This is a genomic window from Streptomyces sp. NPDC003456, assembly GCF_042878735.1.
GTDB lineage: Bacteria > Actinomycetota > Actinomycetes > Streptomycetales > Streptomycetaceae > Streptomyces.
Genome location: NZ_JBIAOK010000002.1, coordinates 205,922 through 222,453, shown reverse-complemented (window position 1 = coordinate 222,453; position 16,532 = coordinate 205,922). Strand labels below are relative to the sequence as shown.

The following is a 16,532-nucleotide window of genomic DNA, read 5'->3' as shown; positions in this document are numbered from 1 at the left end:
CCGCACGCTCGATACGCTGGACGGCATGACGTCGCACCAGAGCACCCAGACGATGAAGCCCGCCACCGCGGCGAAGAAGCTGGGTGTGTACCTCGAGGCCACCCCCGCCGAGTTCCGGGAGGGTGTCGTCTCACGCGCCGAGCTGAACGAGCTCCAGGCGAACCCGCCTCAGTGGCTGCAGGAGTTGCGGCGCACCGGCCCGCACCCCCGCCCCGTCGTGGCGGCCAAGCTGGGCGTCTCCATCGCGGGCCTGGCCCGCGGCGGCGTCACCGAGCCGCTCACCACCGAGCAGATCGAGGCGCTGAAGCAGGAGAACCCCGAGTGGCTCCAGCGGGAGCGCGCGACCCAGGCGGAGGTCCGCAAGGAGGCGGCCCGCATCAAGAAGAAGAACGCCGAGCGCGGCTGACCCGGCCCCGTTCCGCACGATCCTGCACGGCCCCGCCCGGTTTCCCCGGTCGGGGCCGTCGCCGTGCCGGCCGGACCCGGTGCGGCGCCGGTGCGGCGCCCGTCCGACCCGAGGCGGGCCGACCGGACCCGATGCGGTGCCGACCGGACACGGTGCCGTGCCGGCCGGACCCGATGCCGTGCCGGTCCGGATCGTGGCGACGAGTGCACGGAGTTGACCGGCACCTTTGCGGATCGCGCCCGCTGCCGTTCGCTTCCGACCGCTGTCCGCACCACCCGAACGCCAGGCCGCGCCACCCCTTCCGGGCCGTAGAAGTATCTACCAGCATGGCTACGGCCGGGCGGGACGCGGAGCACCGCGGGCCTCCCGGCCCGTGTCCCGCGCGCCCGCGGGCGCGGTGCCGCCGACTGTGCCCGGGGTGAGCATGCGCAGCGTCATGTGGAAACAAGCCGTCGAATGGCTCGCCGCGGCCGCCACGGACCCCCAGGCGTGCAAGCGGGAGTGGGACTACGGCGCGGGCACCATGCTCGTGGAGGCCGGGCGGTATTGGGACGTGCTCAGTGTTCCCGACCGGCTGGGGCTGATCGCGCTGGACATCCTGTGGCGCGACCCGCTGAGCCTGCCCGGCCCGACCCTGGTCGACTCGGCCGCGCGCAGGGTGGGGTTCTTCCTGCCGCCCGACCCGGTCAGCGAGTGGGTCGGTGACGGAGTCCGGCACGTGGGCCGGGGTTCCTGGATCGCCGTGCCGCCGCCGTACCGGCCCGCCGGACGGCTGGAGTGGCTCGTCCCGCCGGACGGCTCCGGCGCGCTGCACGCACCCGGCACCCTCGAAGCGGCCCTGCGGGAGGCCACCGGCACCCTCGCCGTGCTGGCTCCCGTCAGCGCGGAGCCGGTGGTGACGGACGGCTGGTGACGACGGCACCCTGCCGGACTGCTCGACCGGGGCAGGCGCATCCGGTAACACTGACCTGACACCGGGACGACGGTACGACGGCGGGGAGAGGCCATGTCACAGCGCCCTGACCTCCGACAGCGCAGGAGTGTGCTGGAGCACGAGTGGTCACGCTGGGTGCCGCGGCTGAGCGTCCCGGGGGCACGTCCGGGCGGCAGCGCGGCCCTGCGGCACGAGGTGACGGAGTCCTGGGCGCGTTCCCTGAGCAGTGTCGACCCGGGCCGGGACAGCGCCCCGGTCGCCGACGGCGGGGCGGTGCACCAGCGGTGGACGTCCTCGCCGCTGTACGGGCCGGTCTCCGGCCTCGCCGGGGAGCTGCGCAGCATCGCCGAGGACGCCGGGTTCGTCACGGCCGTCACCGACGAGTCCGGCACCATCCTGTGGACGTGCGGCGGCCCGGCCATGCGGCGGCAGGCCGAGCGGGTCAACTTCGCCCCCGGCGGCCGCTGGGACGAGCAGGCGATGGGCACCAACGCGCTCTCCCTCGCGCTGCGCACCGGCCGTCCCAGCTCCGTCTTCTCCGCCGAGCACCTGGTGTCCGCCCTGCACGGCTGGGTCTGCTACTGCGCGCCGGTGCACGCTCCCGACGGCCGGGTCCTCGGCGTGCTGGACCTCTCCACCACCTGGGACCGCTCGCACCCGCTGGCGATGTCGACCGTCCGGAGCCTGGTGACCACCGTCGAGGCCCGCCTGACGACCGAGCCGCACCGGCCCGGCCGGCTGCGGATCAGCTGCCTGGGTGCCGAGCGCGTCGTACAGGGAGGGCGCCGACTCGCCCTGCGGCCGCGCCAGTTGGAGATCCTCACCCTGCTCGCGCTGGAGCCGGACGGCTTCACGGCCGAACGGCTGCGCGCCGCGCTCTACGGGGACCGTCCGGTCACGTCCTCCACCTTCAAGGCGGAGATCTCCCATCTGCGCCGGGCCCTGGGCGGCGGCGTCTCCGCCCGGCGCTACGCCCTGACGGTCCCCGTGGCCTGCGACGCCGTCGAGGTGCTGCGTGCGCTGGAGGAAGGCGACACGGACGCCGCGCTGCGCCGCTACGGCGGTCCGCTCCTGCCCCGCTCCGAGGCGCCCGGCATCGAGGAGTGGCGCACCCGCCTGGAGGTGGCCGTGCGGGAGGCCGTACTGGCGAGCCACCGCCCGGAGCACGCCCTGCGCTACGGCGAACGGGCCCCGTACGACACGGAGATACACGAGCACGCGCTCGACCTCCTGGGGCCGCGGGACACCCGGCGTGCGATCGCAGCGGGCCGGCTGACGGCGGCCCTGCGCGACTGACCGTCCGCCGGGCGGCCGGTGCTCCGGCGCACCAACCTTGCGCCAACCTCCCGGGAGCACAGTGGGCGGCGTCCCGACGGCACGGACCGTCGCCCGCCCTTCACCGAGGAGAGCCGCCATGGTGTACGCGCAGCCCGGAACGGACGGCAGCATCGTCACCTTCGCCCGCCGCTACGACAACTTCATCGGCGGCGACTGGACAGCGCCCGTCGAGGGCCGCTACTTCGAGAACCCGACTCCCGTGACCGGCAAGGTGTTCTGCGAGGTCGCCCGCTCCACCGCGGCCGACGTCGACCTCGCCCTGGACGCGGCGCACCGGGCGGCCGACGCGTGGGGCCGCACCTCCACCGCCGAGCGCGCGAGGGTGCTCAACCGGATCGCGGACCGCATCGAGGAGAACCTGGAGAGGATCGCCGTCGCGGAGACCTGGGAGAACGGCAAGCCGGTCCGTGAGACCCTGGCCGCCGACATCCCCCTGGCCGTCGACCACTTCCGGTACTTCGCCGGTGTGGTCCGCGCCCAGGAGGGCAGCATCGCGGAGATCGACGCCGACACGGTCGCCTACCACTTCCACGAACCGCTGGGCGTGGTCGGGCAGATCATCCCCTGGAACTTCCCGATCCTCATGGCCGCCTGGAAGCTGGCACCCGCGCTGGCCGCCGGGAACTGCGTCGTCATCAAGCCGGCCGAGCAGACGCCGGTGAGCCTGCTCTACGTCGTCGACCTGATCGCCGACCTGCTCCCGCCCGGCGTGCTCAACGTCGTCAACGGCTTCGGCGTCGAGGCGGGCAAACCGCTGGCCTCCAGCCCCCGGGTGGCGAAGGTGGCGTTCACCGGGGAGACCACGACCGGGCGCCTGATCATGCAGTACGCCAGCGAGAACATCATCCCGGTGACGCTGGAACTGGGCGGCAAGAGCCCGAACATCTTCCTGCCGGACGTCACGGCCGCCGACGACGACTTCCTGGACAAGGCGGTCGAGGGCTTCGTGATGTTCGCCCTCAACCAGGGCGAGGTCTGCACCTGCCCGTCCCGCGCGCTGATCCCCTCGTCGATCTACGACGACTTCATGGCCCGCTGCGTCGCCCGCACCGAGGCCATCGTCGGCGGCGACCCGCTGGACCCGGCCACCATGATCGGGGCGCAGGCGAGCAACGACCAGTACGAGAAGATCCTCTCCTACCTGGACATCGGCCGGAAGGAGGGCGCCGAGGTCGTCACCGGCGGCAACCCCCGGACCGTGCCCGGCCTGGAGGGCGGTTACTACATCGAGCCGACCGTCTTCCGCGGCACCAACGACATGCGCATCTTCCAGGAGGAGATCTTCGGCCCGGTGGTGTCGGTCACGACGTACGACTCGGTCGACGAGGCTCTCAAGATCGCCAACGACACCCTCTACGGGCTGGGCGCCGGTGTCTGGAGCCGCGACGGCAACACCGCCTACCGCCTGGGCCGCGAGATCAAGGCGGGCCGCGTGTGGACCAACTGCTACCACGCGTACCCGGCGCACGCGGCGTTCGGCGGCTACAAGAAGTCCGGCATCGGACGCGAGACGCACAAGATGATGCTGGACCACTACCAGCAGACGAAGAACCTGCTGGTGTCCTACTCGCCGAAGAAGCTGGGCTTCTTCTAGGCCTGACGCAAGGCCTGATGCTGGGCCGGGAGCAGGGCTGAGGCGGTCTGCAGCGCGGACTGCCGGGTCGCCCGGCGGCACGCACCGTGGTGCGCCGGGCAACCCGGGCCGGGTGGGTCAGGTGCGGGTCCAGCGCTGGTTGCCGCCGCCGGAGCAGGAGTACAGCTGGATCAGGGTGCCGTTGGCGGTGCCGGCCGAGACGGCGTCGAGGCAGAGGCCGGACTGGACGCCGACGATGGTTCCGTCGGAGTTCAGGCGCCACTTCTGGTTGTCGCCGCCCCAGCAGCCGTAGATCTGGACCTTGGCGCCGTTGCCGGTGCCGGCGGCGTCCAGGCACTTGTTGCCGTAGACCCTGAGCTCTCCGGCGTCGGTGTACGCCCACTGCTGGTTGGTGCCGCTGTGGCAGTCCCACAGCTGGAGCTGGGTGCCGTCGGTGGTGCTGGTGCCGGGCACGTCCAGGCAGCGGCCGGACGCGGCGTTCTTGATCTGCCCGGAGCCCGTGGGGGGCGTCGTCGAGCCGCCGTTGAGGGCGTTGAGGACGGCGGTGTAGGCGGGCTTCTTGCTGCCGTCGCCGTTGAACAGCAGCGGCGTGTCACCCGAACGCCACGAGTCGGTGTCGCGCACGCCCCAGACGGTGATGCCGAGGCAGCGCGGGACGGCCAGGCAGTCGTTGGTCACACTCGCGTAGGTGGAGGCGGGGGCGCCCTGGATGTCGAGTTCGGTCACGGCGACGTCGACGCCGAGGGCGGCGAAACTCTGCAGAGTGGTGCGGAAGTTGCTGTTGTAGGGGCTGCCGCTGTTGAAGTGCGCCTGGAAGCCCACGCAGTCGATCGGTACGCCGCGCTGCTTGAAGTCACGGACCATGTTGTACACGCCCTGGGTCTTGGCCCAGGTCCAGTTCTCGATGTTGTAGTCGTTGTAGCAGAGCTTGGCCGCCGGGTCCGCGGCGCGTGCGGTGCGGAAGGCGACCTCGATCCAGTCGTTGCCGGTGCGCTGCAGGTTGGAGTCGCGCCGGGCTCCCGAACTGCCGTCGGCGAACGCCTCGTTCACGACGTCCCACTGGGCGATCCGGCCCTTGTAGTGGGCCATCACGCCGTTGATGTGGTCGATCATCGCCTGGCGCAGCTGGCTGCCGCCGAGGCTCTGCATCCAGCCCGGCTGCTGGGAGTGCCACGCCAGCGTGTGGCCGCGGACCTGCTTGCCGTTCTGCACCGCCCAGTTGAACACGCGGTCGGCGGCGGTGAAGTTGAACTGTCCGCGCTGCGGTTCGGTGGCGTCGATCTTCATCTCGTTCTCGGCCGTCACCGAGTTGAACTCGCGGGACGCGATCGACGTGTAGGCGGAGTCGCCCAGTTTGCCCGAGGCGATGGCGGTGCCGAAGTAGCGGCCGCTCTGCGCCGCCGCGGCGCCGAGCGTGCTTTCCGCGGCGTGCGCGGGCGGCGGCGCGATCAGTGCGGCGACCGCGCACAGGACACCGACGACCAGCGCCGGCAGCAACCGGCGGATCGTCCGGCGGGCGGTTCCGGGTAGGGCGTACAAGCCCATGGCTGTGCCTCCAGAGTAGAGATCACGGACGGTCGGGTGCGCAGGGAAGGCCTCGCTCGACAGGGCTGCTCAGGCCCCTCCGTTCGCCATGTTCGACATGTCGAACAGTGGCCGGGTCTTCGGAGGGAAGAGTGCGGGATTGACAGTGGCTCGTCAACACCTGAGTCCAGAGAAAGTTTCTACTTCTTCTTCGAAACATTCGAAGGGCCCTTGCACAGCGATTGTTTGCGGACACATCGGTGCCGGGCCTTGACCGGCGCACCGCTGATTCCTAGCTTGTGCCGTCGATGATGCGAGGATCGATCGAAACTTTCGACAGTGCCCGAGGAGGCCCTCCGATGTGGTTCCGCCCCCCGTTACCGGTCCGTCCGAGGCGTCTGATCGCCGTCCTCACGCCCCTGTTGCTCGCGGCCGCCTTCCTCGGCGCCCAGCCCGCCCGTGCGGCGGCCGTGGACCCGGGCGCCTCCTACGTGCTGGTCAACCGCAACAGCGGCAAGGCCCTGGACGTCCACAACCTGGCGACCGGCGACGGCGCCCGCATCACCCAGTGGACCAGGAACGACCAGAACCAGCAGCAGTGGCGGTTCGTCGACTCCGGCGGTGGCTGGTACCGCGTCATGTCCCGTCACTCGGGCAAGGTGCTCGACGTCCACAACTGGTCCACCGCGAACGGCGGATCGATCGTCCAGTGGACCGACGTGAACGCCGCCAACCAGCAGTGGCGGCTGGCCGACAGCTCGGACGGCTACGTGCGGCTCATCTCGCGCCACAGCGGCAAGGCCCTCGAAGTGCAGGGCGGCTCCACCGCCGACAACGCGAACATCGTCCAGTACGACGACTGGGGCGGCGCCAACCAGCAATGGCAGCTCGTCAAGGTCGGAACCGGCGACGGGCCCGGCACGTGCGATCTCCCGGCCGCCTACCGCTGGAGCTCGACGGGCGCCCTGGCGCAGCCCAGGCAGGGGTGGGTCTCACTGAAGGACTTCACCGTCGCCCCCTACAACGGCAGGCAGCTCGTCTACGCGACCACGCACGACACGGGGACGCGGTGGGGCTCGATGAACTTCGGCCCGTTCGGCGACTGGTCCGAGATGGCGTCGGCCGGCCAGAACGCGATGGCGAACTCGGCCGTCGCGCCCACGCTCTTCCACTTCGCGCCGAAGAACATCTGGGTGCTGGCCTATCAGTGGGGCCGGACGGCCTTCTCCTACCGGACGTCGAGCGACCCGGCCGACCCCAACGGCTGGTCGTCCGAGCAGGTGCTCTTCTCCGGCAGCATCACGGGCTCCGGCACGGGGCCCATCGACCAGACGCTCATCGGCGACGGCACGAACATGTACCTGTTCTTCGCCGGTGACAACGGCAAGATCTACCGGGCCGGCATGCCGATCGGGAACTTCCCGGGCAGCTTCGGCTCGACCTCCACCGTGGTCATGAGCGACACGACGAACAACCTGTTCGAGGCCCCGCAGGTCTACAAGCTGCAGGGCCAGAACCGCTACCTCATGATCGTCGAGGCGATCGGCTCGCAGGGCCGCTACTTCCGCTCGTTCACGGCCACCAGCCTGAACGGCTCCTGGACGCCCCAGGCCGCGACCGAGAGCAACCCCTTCGCCGGCAAGGCCAACAGCGGCGCCACCTGGACGAACGACATCAGCCACGGCGAACTGATCCGCACGAGCGCCGACCAGACCATGACCGTCGACCCCTGCCACCTGCAACTGCTCTACCAGGGCCGCAGTCCGGCCTCGGGCGGCGACTACGGCCTGCTGCCCTACCGTCCGGGTCTGCTGACCCTGCGTTCCGCCGCCGTTCGCTGACGGCCGCGTCCCGGGGCGGCGGGACACCCGGGGCCGCACGGGCCCCGGCGTCCCGTCGCCCTCCGCCCCTCCACCGCATCCGGTCGGTGATCCACGGCGGAAGTCCTCCGGAGTCACAGCTCGACGAGCGGTCCGGAGGCGACGTATGGAATTGAGAGGTGCGCGGATCCTGGTGCCGGGAGCGACCGGGGAGATCGGTGGGGCACTCGCCCTGCGACTGCACTCCCTGGGTGCCCGTACGGCCCTCGCCGGCCGCGATCCGCACGCGCTCACCCGTGTGGCGGCGGCCTGCGCGGGTGCTCCTTCCCGGACGTTCGAGGCCTGGGACCTCGACTCCTGCGCCCGGACCGTCGACTGGGCGGCCCACGAGCTGGGCGGCCTGGACGGTGTCGTGGTGTGCGTCGGCGTCGCCGCCTTCGGGCCGGTGCGGGAGGTCGGCGACGCGGTCGGCGAGCACCTGGCGGCCGTCAACGCGCTGGCGCCCATGGCGTTCCTGCGCGCCGCCACGGCCCACGTCCGCGAGGGCGGGGTGCTCGCGGCAGTCACCGGGACGGTCGCCGAGGCGGCACCGGCACGGATGGCGGACTACGCGGCGGCCAAGGCGGCACTGGCCACCTGGCTGACGGCCGTCCGGCGGGAGCAGCGGCGCACGGGCGTGACCGTCCTGGAGATCGGACTGCCCCACATGGACACGGGGTTCGCCGGCCGTGCCGTCGCCGGTCAGGCGCCGCCGCTGTCGCGGGGGATGCCGGTCGAGCGGGCCGTGGACGCGATCGTCGAGGCACTGTCGACGGGGGCCGTCTACGTGCGCCCGCGTGCTGGCGCGGCGCTCGACGTGGTCCGGTAGCGCGGTATGCAGAGGAGACGTCTCCCCTCCGAGCTGCCGGCCCGTCCCACGTGGTCCTCCCGCTCGGCCGAGGCCCTGACCCCCCTTGCTCCCCGGCCGGTGCGGCACGTGCTGTTCCGGCAGCGCTGGCACGACCTGGTCTTCCTGCACTGGCCCGCCGACCCCGCCGAGGTGGCGCCGCTCCTGCCGCCCGGAACCGTGCCCGACCTGCACGAGGGCCGCACCTACGTCGGCCTGGTCTTCTTCCGCATGCAGGACCTCGCCTTCGGCCGCACCCCGCCGCTGCCCTTCCTCGGCACGTTCGACGAGGTCAACGTCCGCCTGTACAGCCGCGACGCGCTGGGCCGGCGCGGGGTGGTCTTCCGCTCCCTCGACTGCGACAGGCTGCTGCCGGTGCTGACGGCCCGTGCCGCGTTCGGACTGCCGTACCGGTGGTCCCGTATCCGCAGGCGCTGGTTCGAGGACCGGCTGCTGTACACCACCGAGCGGCGCGGACCGGCGGGCGCGGGGGCCCGGGTCTGGGTGGAGGTGGCGGGAACGCCGGCGGCAGCCGGTCCGCTGGAGCAGTTCCTCACCTGCCGGTGGGGCCTGCACGAGCGGTTCCTGGGGCGTACCTACTACCTGCCCAACGCCCACCCGGCCTGGTCGTTCCGCACGTGCTCCCTGCTGGGCTGGGACGACGGCCTCACGGCCGCCGCGGGAGTGTCCCGCCCGCGCGGGGAGCCCGTCAGCGTCCTCTACTCCCCCGGTCTCCCGGTGCGGTTCGGCCCGCCGGAGGCACTCCCCGGCTCCGGTGGGCCGTTCGGATGACCACGGCGGGGGCCGCGGTCATCCGCCGGGCACCTGCCGGTCCATCGCGGTCAGCAGCTCCGCCGCGGCCCACCGCGGCCCCCGTGCGCGTACGGCTGCGGCCAGAGCCCGCAGGTTCGGGGCGGCGGTGCTCCACACCGTCTCCAGGGCCGCCGGGACGTCCGACGGTTTCAGGTCGTTCGGATCGAGCACCAGCCCCGCTCCCGCGCGCTCGGCGTCCCGGGCCACGGCGAACTGGTCGCTGGAGAACGGCAGGACCAGCGCCGGCACACCCGCCCGCAGGCACTCGGTGAAGGAGTTGCCGCCGCCGTGGTGCACCATGGCGTCCACCTGCTCCAGCAGCGCCCGTTGCGGGACCTGGGGCAGGACGAGGACCCGCTCGTCCGCGAGGTCGGCCAGCGCCCCGGCCCGCTCGCCGGCCGCCACCACGACGGACACGTCCGGCAGGCCCTCGAGGACACCCGTGGCCACGGAACGCAGGACGTCGTCGCGCGCGGACAGAAACGTGCCGAGGGCGATCAGCACCACCCGCTCGCCCGCCGCGCGCAGGGCGTCGAGGCGGGTCCGCCATCGCGCGTCCAGGGGCTCCGGGTCGGCCGCCATGTGCCCGGCGAACAGACGGGCGGGTCCCGGCGGCGGCAGTGGCAGCCACGGCAGGTCCGGATAGGCGTGGACGACGGCGTGCGGTGAGCTCAGGGCGAAGGCCCGGCCCGGGGCCGGCCGGGAGGGCGCGTGGCGGCGGGCGAACTCCGCGAACAGGCCGGTGAAGGCCGTGTCGTTGCGCCGGGCGGCGTACCGCAGTTCGGCCAGCCGGTCCGGAGCGGGCTGCAGAGCCTCCGGCCAGTCGTACGGGACGCCGAACCAGGCGTCGGGGCCGGACAGCACATAGCTGGGATGGCCGGGGCAGAACGTGGCGTAGGGCAGGCCCAGGCAGTGCAGGGCGAGTGTGACCGGGTAGCTGAGCTGGTCCACCACGTACCAGTCGGGGCGCAGCCGCCGGTCCGCCGCGCGCAGCGCGTCGAGCACGCCGTCCGGGTCGGCGAGCATGTCCGCGTGCCGGTGGCGGGCCTGGGTGAGCAGGGTGGCCACGGCCCCCTCCCGGGTGGCGTCGAGGAACTCCCGCAGACGGGCCGCCTCCCGCGCGTCCTGCTCGGTCGCCTCGGCCACCCCCGTGTTGGCGTTGCGGGTCACGGACAGCGGTACGAACTCCACCGCCGCCCGCCGCGCCAGGTGCTCGAACGCCGGCGCACACGCGAAGAAGACCTCCGCGCCGAGGTCGCGCAGAGCGCCGGCCAGGACCGACAGGGGCTGTGCGTGGGACAGGAACGGGGGGCTGACGACGACGACACGTGGCATGCCGACCCTTCGGTGGGAGGCCCCCGCCCGGATGCGGGGGCCGGCGCGACGGGCGCACCGCGGCCGTGTCCGGCCGCCCGGCCCCCGGGGTGGTCACCGCGGGCTGCGAGGTGCATCCGCCGGGCCTGCACCTCGGGAAACACCCTCGTCGGAGCCGTATCGAGACAGGAGAGCGCGTGGCCACCCCCGCCTTCGCAGCCACCTCGGCGACCCCTGGGCCGGGCACGCCGTCGCCCCCCTCCCCGGGGGACGGTGACGCCCTGGTGGCGGCCCGAACCGCCTTCTTCGACGGCTCCGGATGGAGCGCGCACGGCGCGGGAGCGCGAGCCGGCTGGCGCCCGCCCGGCAGGCCGGGCGAACTGCTGCGGCTGCTGGAGGCGGAGTACGGACTCCGCCCCCGTCGCGTGCCGCCCGCAGACGTGCTCGGGCTCGGCCACGAGGACGCGGCCGTCGCCGGTCTGCGGCGCGCGGCCCGCCTGGGCGTGCCGCTGACGCCGGAGGCGCTGCTGGCCCACCGCGGCGGCACCCCGTGGCTGACGGCCGCGCAGAGCGAGCTGTGGCCGGAGTCGGTGCGCTGGCACGGCCCCCGGCACGCGGAGGACGTTCTGCGCACCCTGCTCACCGGGACGTGCGGCGAACCGGCCGTCAGCCAGTGGCTGGACCTCGCCGTGGCCGCCGGTCTGCGTCCCCTCACGGCGGCCGAGGCCGCGCGCATCGCGCAGCCCGGCGCGGACCGGTCCGTGCGCCACTCCGTGTGGCGCTACCTGCACACGCTGCCCGGCGGACCGGAACACCTGCCCGCCCCTTCCACGGCCGAAGACGTGTACGAGCGGATGCTGCTGGCCCCGCCGGTGCTCCTGCCCGGCCCGACAGCCGGCGGACGGACGGGCGTGCTGGTGGGCCAGAGCATGCTGCTGGGCGGGCTGGACACGCCCGGGCAGGGGCTGAGCGGCGGACTGTCCGTGCTGCTCGGCGGGCTGGGCGACCGGCTGGCCGGGACGGACGGGATCGCCGGTGTCCTGACGATCGTGACCGCCGGCCGGCAGGACCTGGCGCGGGACGGCCGGCTCGTCCTCGAACGGGGCCCGGGTCACCTGGTGCTGCGGCTGCCCCTGGACGCACCGGTCGCACCGGCCCCGGCCGAGATGCACCGCCATCGCCCCGCACTCGCGTGGTGGGCGACCCGGCTCCTCACGGGCCTGCCCCGGCTGGTGGACGTCGTGCACGTGAGGTACGCGGACGACGGCAGCCTGGCGCTCGCCGACGCCGCCGAACGTCTCGGCGCCGCCCTGGTCTTCACGGCCACGCCCGACCCCCACCGCGGACTCGCCGAGCGCCACGCGGACCCCGCTCCGGCCGACCCGGGGGCGGCGGAGGCCCTGCGGCACGATCTGCACCGGGTGTTCGTCGCCGACCGTCTCGTGGAGCGGGCGGACACGGTCGTCGGCATCCCCGGACGCGGCGGCACCCGGGACCTCGTCCGGCACTTCCCGGGACTCGGCAGGCTCAACGAGGGGGCCGGGCCCGCCGCGCCGCCCGAGGGCATCGCCCCGTACCGGCCCGCACCCGACGAGAGCGAGCGCCGGCAGGAGGCGCTGGCGGCGCTCTACGGCGGCGGGGGACGCTCCGACGCCCTGGACGACGCCGACCGCGGGCTGCCCGTGCTGCTGTGCGTGGGCCGGCTGCACCCCGTCAAGCAGCAGGACCTGCTGGTGCGGGCGTGGCTGTCGGCGGGCGCGTACCGCACCACCGCACTGGTGCTGGTCGGCGGCAGCGCGGCCGGCGCGACGCCCGCCGAGGACGACATGCGGCGCCGCATCGACGCGCTGCTGGAGGCCGTCCCGCACGCGTCCCGGCGGCTGGCCCGATTGCCCGCGCTGCCCAATGCCGAGGTGCGCCGGCTGGAACGGGCCCTGGGGCAGCGCACGGCGGACGCGGCCACCTGGTACGTGTGCCCCAGCGTGAAGGAGGAGTTCGGTATCGCGGTGCTGGAGGCGATGGACGCCGGTCTGCCCGTCGCCGGGCCCCGGCGCGGCGGGGTGGCGCACTACCTCCGGGACGGGGTCGAGGGCCTTCTGATGGACACCTCCGGCCCGGCCGGGCTGATCGAGGGCCTGTCGCGCATCGCGAGCACGTCGCAGGAGGACCGGCGCCGTTACGCGGAGGCGGGACGGCAGTTGGTGGCGGAGCGGTTCTCGGTGGGCCGCATGGCCGACGCACTGGCCGCGGAATACGTGGCGCTGCGCGGGCGGTGACACCCGGGTTCACGGTGGGCGGGAAAGTGGCCGGACCCGTGTCACGCATGACCCGGTCCACCGTTCCGCCCAGGGTGCTGTCGGCGCCGAGCGGATGAGCACGGCGCCGTGGAGGTCGGTGCACAGGACGCGCTCGACGACGGCGTGGTATCCGCCGTCGAGGCGCCGATGGCGCCGACGCGCGCCGGGGTCAGCCCAGTTGGCCGTCCAGCCACTGCAGGACGTCCGGCGTCACCGGGTCGGTCAGGTCGGCGAACTCCTCGTGCTTCTTCAGGTACTTGGCCACATAGGGGCAGACCGGAACGATCCGCTTGCCGGAGGCGCGCACGTCGGCGAGCGCGCGGCCGACCAGTTCGGAGGCCAGGCCGCGGCCGGCGAAGGCGTCGTCGATCTCGGTGTGGAAGAAGACGCGCTGCTCACCGCGGTCGCGGTAGGCCGTCAGCCCGGCGCGCCGGCCGTCGACGTGGATCTCGTACCGCTGCCGCTCGTCGACGCGCTGCACGGCGGGGGCGGTGGAGGACTCACTCATGGAAAGCCTTTCGTACGGAAGTCGGTGGCCGGGGTCAGGGGCGCCGGGGGTTGCGGCGGGGGGTGATGACGGCGTTCGGCAGGGCGGGGGCGGGCAGACGCCGCCCGGGGTAGCCCTCGACCTCGCCGAAGCGGTCGGATTCCGCCTGCCAGTCCTCGCGGGCCCGGACGATGTCCTCGTGGCTGCGGCCGATGAAGTTCCACCACATGACGATCTCCTCCTCGAAGGGGGGACCGCCGAGCAGGACCGTGCGCGCCGGGGTGGCCGAGTCGTTGACCACGGTCAGGGTGTCGGTGCCGCAGGGCAGGTGGCCGAGGTCCGTGGGGCGCAGCGCGGTGCCGGACAGGCGGACGTCTCCGCTGTCCACGAGCAGGCCGTGTTCGAAGGCGGGGTCCACGGGGAGGGTGAGCACCGCGCCCGGCCCGAGGACGATCTCGGCGCCGAGCAGGGGCGTGAAGGTGCGCACCGGTGAGGTGCTGCCCGCGAGCGTGCCGAGGAAGACCTTGATCTCGGCTCCGTCGCGGTGGACCGTCTCGGGGACGTGGTGCTGGAAGTCGCGGGGAGCGTGCCGGTGCGCCTCGGGCAGGGCCACCCAGAGCTGGACGCCGTGCAGGACGGTGGTGCCCGGGGTGGAGACCTCGGAGTGGGCGATGCCGTGACCGCCGGTCATCAGGTTCATCTCACCGGGCCGGACCAGGGCGTGGGTGCCGATGGAGTCGCGGTGCTCGATCTCCCCGCTGAACAGCCAGCTCACCGTCTGCAGCCCGGTGTGGGGATGCGGCGGCACGTCCATGCCCGTGCCGGAGGCGTCGACCGGGCCGTAGTGGTCGGCGAAGCACCAGGCTCCGATCAGGGTGCGGGCGCGCTGCGGCAGCGTCCGGCGCACGAGCAGCGCACGCGGGCCGCCGAGCGGCACCTCACGCGCCGACAGGACCTCGACGGCGGCGCCCGGCCCGGCCCCGGCGTCACCGGCCGCCGTCCCGCACTTCAGCGCCACCGGTTCGGCTTCCACGTTGCTCACCGGGACCACCCCTCGCCCGCTCTAGTTGTCACATCAACTATGATGCCACGCAGGCAGGTCGGAGGCCACGGCACACCGGTGCCGCGACCGGACGGCCCGAGGGAGGCGTGACGTGAGCGACCGGACCACCGGCCCGGCACATCCGAGGATCTTCGTCGACAAGCGGAGCCCCCAGGCCTTCCGGGCGATGGTGCGGGCCTCGGAGGCGGTCAAGGCGACGGCCGCCGAGGCGGGACTGGACCGCACGACCGTGGAGCTGGTCAATCTCCGCGTGTCCCAGCTGAACGGCTGCGCCTACTGCCTCGACCTGCACACCCGCAAGGCCCTGGAGGCGGGCGAGTCCGCGCAGCGGCTGGGGGTGCTGCCCGCCTGGCGGGAGACGGACGTGTTCACTCCCGTGGAGCGGGCCGCCCTGGAGCTCGCCGAGGCGACGAACGACCCCACGGACACGGCCGCGCAGACGTCCGCCTACGCGGCGGCCCGCGAGGTGCTGACCGAGGATCAGATCTCGGCGGCGATCTGGGTGGCGATCACCATCGGCGCGTTCAACCGCGTGTCGGTCATGAGCGGGCACCCCGTGCGCCGCGCCTGACGGCGCGGCCCCCCCGCCGCCCGTTCGCCCGCCGGCCGGCCGCGCCGTGCCCCACGCCCCATGCCTCACGCCACATGCACTGTGCCCCGTGGGTGTCAGAGCGCGTCGTCCGGCCGACGGATCCCGCCGTCCTCGTGCGCCTGGCGCGTTCCGCCCTCCCGGTTCGCCCCGCGGGGTCCGTCCTCCCCCTTCACCCCGCGGCGCGTGTCCTCTCCCTGCACCCCGCGGCGTCCGTCCTCCTCGTCCATCCCGGCGAGGACGCGCTCGGACAGCTCGGCGAGCACGCGGAGTTCGGCGGGCGTGGCGTGGTCCAGGAAGAGGGTGCGGACGGCCTCCACGTGACGCGGCGCGGCGGCCGCGATCGCCGCGCGTCCCGCGTCGGTGATCACGACGAACGCGCCGCGTCCGTCCTCGGGGCACTCCTCCCGGGCGACCAGACCGCGTCCGGCCATGCGCGCGATGTGGTGGGACATGCGGCTCTTCTCCCACTCCAGTGCGCGGGCCAGGTCCTGGTGGCGTTGCCGCCCGTCCGGGGCGTCCGTGAGGTGGACCAGCACCGCGAAGTCGGCCGTCGACATCCTCGACTCCGACTGCAGCAGCCGTCCGAGGCGCCCGCCCAGCCGTTCCTGCAAGCGGACGAAGCCGCGCCACGCGCGCTGCTCCTCGGGTGTCAGCCCACGCACTGTCTCCGCCATGGCACGAGTGTAGGCAGGGGTGACGGGTCGTCCCCGGGCCGTGCGGGCGGGCCGGCCCGGGGTTCCCCCCGGGCCGGGCCGGCTCAGCCGCGGCCCGTCGCGGAGGCGAAGCCGAGCCAGGTGTGGCGGTTGTTCCACCAGCACCAGCCGACCTTCGGGGCGTTGCGGCGCTCGCGCCCGTCGCGGCCGGTGCCGTTGCTGATCCAGACGGCCGGGGTGCGGGCGTCCAGGGTGCCGTCGGCCTTGCGCAGACGGGAACCGATGGTCATGAAGCAGCGGTTGCGCTCCAGGGCCTCCGGCTGCTGCAGGATCCAGTGCAGGCCCTCGGTGAGCACGAGCGGGGTGCGGTGCTCCCTGGTGAGGGCGGGGAGGGCCTCGTCCGGGCTCCAGTTGGACATGCGGTCGCCCCGGTCGACGCCGGAGACGAAGTAGAGGGCGGTGTCGGGCAGTTCGGCGGCACAGGGGGTGAACGCGTCGACGTCGGGCATGTCGACCACCACGAAGCCCTGCTTGCCGTCCCGGCGCAGCAGGGGCGCGAGGGCGGAGGCCGGCACCAGGTCGGGGTGCACGGCCAGGAGGGAGCCGTCGGCGCCGGCCCGGGCGGCGGCGTCACGGATCTCGTCGGCGGCCAGTCCGGCGATCTCGTGCACCCCCAGCTCGATCAGCCGTTCCGCCTGCGCGCTCGGGGCGGGAAGCGCGGGGAGGACGGTGGACGGGGCGAGCGCGGTGTCGGGCATGAGGCTCCTCGGGTCAGCGGCAGGGGTGAGCCATGAAAGAACGACGGGGCTGA

At 73.5% G+C, this 16,532-nt stretch carries 14 protein-coding genes and 1 pseudogene; 9 read left to right on the top strand and 6 right to left on the bottom strand.

All coding sequences use genetic code 11. The features are described from left to right. Positions 1-25 precede the first annotated feature (25 nt). The 4 genes from ACFYWG_RS06555 to adh all read left to right on the top strand — a co-directional run bounded on the left by ACFYWG_RS06555 (position 26) and on the right by adh (position 4,272). On the top strand, positions 26-406 hold the full coding sequence (locus tag ACFYWG_RS06555) for a DUF5997 family protein (protein ID WP_376326334.1): 381 nt from the start codon (positions 26-28) through the stop codon (positions 404-406). Positions 407-830: 424 nt separating this feature from the next. Beyond that, positions 831-1,319: a hypothetical protein gene (locus ACFYWG_RS06550; protein WP_376326415.1), complete on the top strand. Its 489-nt coding sequence runs from the start codon at positions 831-833 to the stop codon at positions 1,317-1,319. 93 nt (positions 1,320-1,412) lie between these two features. Beyond that, positions 1,413-2,636 (top strand): GAF domain-containing protein, encoded by a 1,224-nt coding sequence (locus ACFYWG_RS06545; protein ID WP_383508159.1) that lies wholly within the window; start codon positions 1,413-1,415, stop codon positions 2,634-2,636. Between the two features lie 118 nt (positions 2,637-2,754). After that, positions 2,755-4,272 (top strand): aldehyde dehydrogenase, encoded by a 1,518-nt coding sequence (gene adh / locus ACFYWG_RS06540; RefSeq protein WP_376326331.1) that lies wholly within the window; start codon positions 2,755-2,757, stop codon positions 4,270-4,272. Between the two features lie 117 nt (positions 4,273-4,389). Here the strand turns inward: adh and ACFYWG_RS06535 are convergent, their stop codons facing one another. Then, entirely contained in the window at positions 4,390-5,817 is a 1,428-nt protein-coding gene (locus ACFYWG_RS06535) for an endo-1,4-beta-xylanase (RefSeq protein ID WP_385414739.1), read from the bottom strand. 338 nt (positions 5,818-6,155) lie between these two features. Between ACFYWG_RS06535 and ACFYWG_RS06530 the strand changes: the two genes are divergently transcribed. The 3 genes from ACFYWG_RS06530 (at position 6,156) to ACFYWG_RS06520 (ending at position 9,294) form a co-directional block, all read left to right on the top strand. Then, positions 6,156-7,637 carry a non-reducing end alpha-L-arabinofuranosidase family hydrolase gene (locus tag ACFYWG_RS06530; RefSeq protein ID WP_389199698.1) on the top strand — a complete coding sequence of 494 codons (1,482 nt, stop codon included), beginning with the start codon at positions 6,156-6,158 and terminating at the stop codon, positions 7,635-7,637. 145 nt (positions 7,638-7,782) lie between these two features. Further along, positions 7,783-8,484, top strand: coding sequence for an SDR family NAD(P)-dependent oxidoreductase (locus tag ACFYWG_RS06525; RefSeq protein ID WP_383507240.1), 702 nt, complete (start codon positions 7,783-7,785; stop codon positions 8,482-8,484). Between the two features lie 6 nt (positions 8,485-8,490). Next, a complete protein-coding gene (locus tag ACFYWG_RS06520; RefSeq protein ID WP_389199695.1) occupies positions 8,491-9,294 on the top strand; it encodes a YqjF family protein in 804 nt (267 codons plus the stop codon). Positions 9,295-9,312: 18 nt separating this feature from the next. On the opposite strand, the gene ACFYWG_RS06515 is transcribed toward ACFYWG_RS06520, so the two are convergent. Beyond that, a complete protein-coding gene (locus tag ACFYWG_RS06515) occupies positions 9,313-10,650 on the bottom strand; it encodes a glycosyltransferase (RefSeq protein ID WP_389199693.1) in 1,338 nt (445 codons plus the stop codon). Between the two features lie 176 nt (positions 10,651-10,826). Between ACFYWG_RS06515 and ACFYWG_RS06510 the strand changes: the two genes are divergently transcribed. Then, entirely contained in the window at positions 10,827-12,905 is a 2,079-nt protein-coding gene (locus ACFYWG_RS06510) for a glycosyltransferase (RefSeq protein WP_389199691.1), read from the top strand. A gap of 190 nt (positions 12,906-13,095) precedes the next feature. On the opposite strand, the gene ACFYWG_RS06505 is transcribed toward ACFYWG_RS06510, so the two are convergent. Further along, positions 13,096-13,434, bottom strand: coding sequence for a GNAT family N-acetyltransferase (locus ACFYWG_RS06505; RefSeq protein ID WP_385414752.1), 339 nt, complete (start codon positions 13,432-13,434; stop codon positions 13,096-13,098). Positions 13,435-13,468: 34 nt separating this feature from the next. Then, positions 13,469-14,455, bottom strand: coding sequence for a pirin family protein (locus ACFYWG_RS06500; RefSeq protein ID WP_376326317.1), 987 nt, complete (start codon positions 14,453-14,455; stop codon positions 13,469-13,471). A 112-nt stretch (positions 14,456-14,567) separates the two neighbouring features. Here ACFYWG_RS06500 and ACFYWG_RS06495 point away from each other — a divergent pair, with 112 nt between their 5' ends. After that, on the top strand, positions 14,568-15,047 hold the full coding sequence (locus ACFYWG_RS06495; RefSeq protein ID WP_383507255.1) for a carboxymuconolactone decarboxylase family protein: 480 nt from the start codon (positions 14,568-14,570) through the stop codon (positions 15,045-15,047). A 236-nt stretch (positions 15,048-15,283) separates the two neighbouring features. Here the strand turns inward: ACFYWG_RS06495 and ACFYWG_RS06490 are convergent. Together ACFYWG_RS06490 and ACFYWG_RS06485 are read right to left on the bottom strand one after the other, a co-directional pair. Continuing rightward, a pseudogene (locus ACFYWG_RS06490) lies at positions 15,284-15,742 on the bottom strand (MarR family winged helix-turn-helix transcriptional regulator); the annotation flags it as partial. Positions 15,743-15,825: 83 nt separating this feature from the next. Further along, positions 15,826-16,479 (bottom strand): DUF5701 family protein, encoded by a 654-nt coding sequence (locus ACFYWG_RS06485; protein WP_385414755.1) that lies wholly within the window; start codon positions 16,477-16,479, stop codon positions 15,826-15,828. Positions 16,480-16,532 lie beyond the last annotated feature (53 nt).